The organism is Xanthobacter autotrophicus, from assembly GCF_029991245.1.
GTDB classification, from domain to species: Bacteria; Pseudomonadota; Alphaproteobacteria; order Rhizobiales; family Xanthobacteraceae; genus Xanthobacter; species Xanthobacter autotrophicus_C.
On record NZ_JAIVFO010000270.1, the window covers coordinates 1 to 2,208 of the forward strand.

At 69.8% G+C, this 2,208-nt stretch carries 2 protein-coding genes; one reads left to right on the top strand and one right to left on the bottom strand.

The genetic code is table 11. The features are described from left to right. The coding region (locus K9U41_RS22595) for a pyridoxal phosphate-dependent aminotransferase (protein ID WP_282643086.1) at nucleotides 1–1,281 on the bottom strand (1,281 nt) is incomplete at its 3' end. Between the two features lie 258 nt (nucleotides 1,282–1,539). Here K9U41_RS22595 and K9U41_RS22600 point away from each other — a divergent pair. Further along, nucleotides 1,540–2,130 carry a malonic semialdehyde reductase gene (locus tag K9U41_RS22600; RefSeq protein WP_282643087.1) on the top strand — a complete coding sequence of 197 codons (591 nt, stop codon included), beginning with the start codon at nucleotides 1,540–1,542 and terminating at the stop codon, nucleotides 2,128–2,130. Nucleotides 2,131–2,208: the final 78 nt, after the last annotated feature.

The following is a 2,208-nucleotide window of genomic DNA, read 5'->3' on the forward strand; positions in this document are numbered from 1 at the left end:
CTCCTGCCCGTCGCCCGTGAGGCCCTGCCCGGTGAGCCAGGCCACGAGGCGGCGGCTCGCCTCGGCGAGCTGGGCATCGCCCCGGGCAAAGCACAGGCGCATGAAGCCGTCCCCGCCGGGACCGAACGCCGTGCCGGGGGCAAGGCCCACATTGGCCTCGTCCACCAAGGTGAGGCCGAGGCTGCGCACGTCGCTGCGGCCCGCAATGCCGAAGAACAGGTAGAAGGCGCCGGGCGGCTTCACCAGGTCCACCTTTCCGGTGGCGATGAGCGCATCGGCGACGAGGTCGCGGCCCTTGCGGGCGCGGTCGATCTGCGCGGCGACGAAATCCTCGCCCTGATCGAGGGCCGCCACCGCACCGCGCTGCATGAAGGCGGCGACGCCGGAGGTGGAATACTGGATCAGGTTCTCGATGACCTGCCCCAGCCGCGGGTCGGCCTCGATCCAGCCCACGCGCCAGCCGGTCATGGCCCAGTTCTTGGAGAAGGTCTGCACGAACAGGATGTGGTCGCCCTCGTCCATCACGTCATGGAAGGACGGGGCGCGGGGCTCCTCCCCATAATAGAAGCGGCCGTAGATCTCGTCGGCGATGATCCACAGGCCGTGCCGGCGGGCCAGGGCCAGCACCGCCTTCAGGTCGTCGGGAGTGGCGACGAAGCCGGTGGGATTGGCCGGGGTGTTGAGGAAGATGGCGCGGGTGCGCGGGGTGATGGCCGCCGCCAGCCGCTGATGGTCGAGGCTGAAGCCGTCCGCGCCATAGGCGAAAGGCACGTAGACCGGCCGCGCCCCGGCCTTCTGCGCGGCGGCAGCGGCATTGGGCCAGGACGGGGAGGGAATGATCACCTCGTCCCCCGCCCCCACCGCCATGGCCAGCGCGATATGGATCGCCTGCATGCCCGAACCGGTGACGAAATAGCGGTCGGGATTTTCCGCAACGCCATAGGTACGCGCCATGTAGCGGGCGATGGCGATGCGCAGCTCCGGCAGGCCGCGCTGCCAGGTGTAGAAGGTCTCGCCGGCGTGCAGCGCCGCCGCCGCCGCCTCGCAGATGAAGGGCGGGGTCGGCACGTCCCCCTCCCCGGCCCAGAGCGGGATCATGCCTGGGCGGTCGCGGCCGTAATTCATCACCTCGACGATGCCGCTCTCCGGCAGGGTGCGGATGTGGTCGCGCACCCGCTCCAGATAGGGGTCTTCCCCCGCGCCGACGGGCGTCAGCGGCAGGTCGGGCGACGCAGGGGGGGCGGAAGGGTTTTCCGGCGAAGGGAACGCACGCGAATTCATGGCAGGCTCGCGGAACTGGCGATCGGGACAGGCCGCGACTTATAGAGGCTTCGGCGGCGGAGCACCCATCAATTGCGGTGGACGATCGATCAGAAGCGCTGATGCCAGCCCGCGTGCACCGGTGCAAGGGCGCGCTTGCAGGCCGGGCCATTGTACCGCTATCCGTACCGTCCTACGTCCCATGCGACGATCACCGATCCGGGACGCGCGCGGGTCCAGGCACGCGGCGCGCTCCGGCTGCCCCAAGGACCTTTCAGCATGACCACCAAGATCGACCAGGCCGCCATCGACCGCCTGTTCCTCGACGCCCGCTCCCAGAACGGCTGGACCGACCAGCCGGTGACCGAGGCGGAGATCCGCGCCCTCTACGACCTGGTCAAGTATGGCCCCACCTCGGCCAACACCCAGCCTGCCCGCTTCGTCTTCGTTTCCAGCGCCGAGGCCAAGGAGCGCCTGCGCCCGGCCCTGTCGCAGGGCAACCTGAAGGCGCTCGCCGCGCCGGTCATCGCGATCATCGGCTATGACCTCGCCTTCCACGACAAGATCCCCGAGGTGTTCCCGCACAATCCGGGCTTCCGCGACATCTTCGTGAACAACCCGGCGGCCATCGAGCCCCACGCCTTCCGCAATTCCTCGCTGCAGGGCGCCTATCTCATCCTCGCGGCGCGGGCGCTGGGCCTGGACGTGGGTCCCATGTCCGGCTTCGACGCGGCCAAGGTGGACGCGGAATTCTTCCCCGGCGGCACGGTGAAGACCAATTTCATCGCCGCCATCGGCCACGGCGACCCGGAAAAGGTGATGCCCCGCCTGCCGCGCCTCGCCTTCGCGGACGCCGCCCGGATCGTGTGAGCAGGAAAGCCGGCGCGTCGACCGGGAACGCTGGGAACCCCCTCCCGCTTGCGGGGGAGGGCAGGGTGGGGGCAAGGG

What these genes read in the sequence shown, in the direction of transcription:
- K9U41_RS22600 (WP_282643087.1), top strand. Translation starts at nt 1,540, where the DNA reads ATGACCACCAAGATCGACCAGGCCGCCATCGACCGCCTGTTCCTCGAC.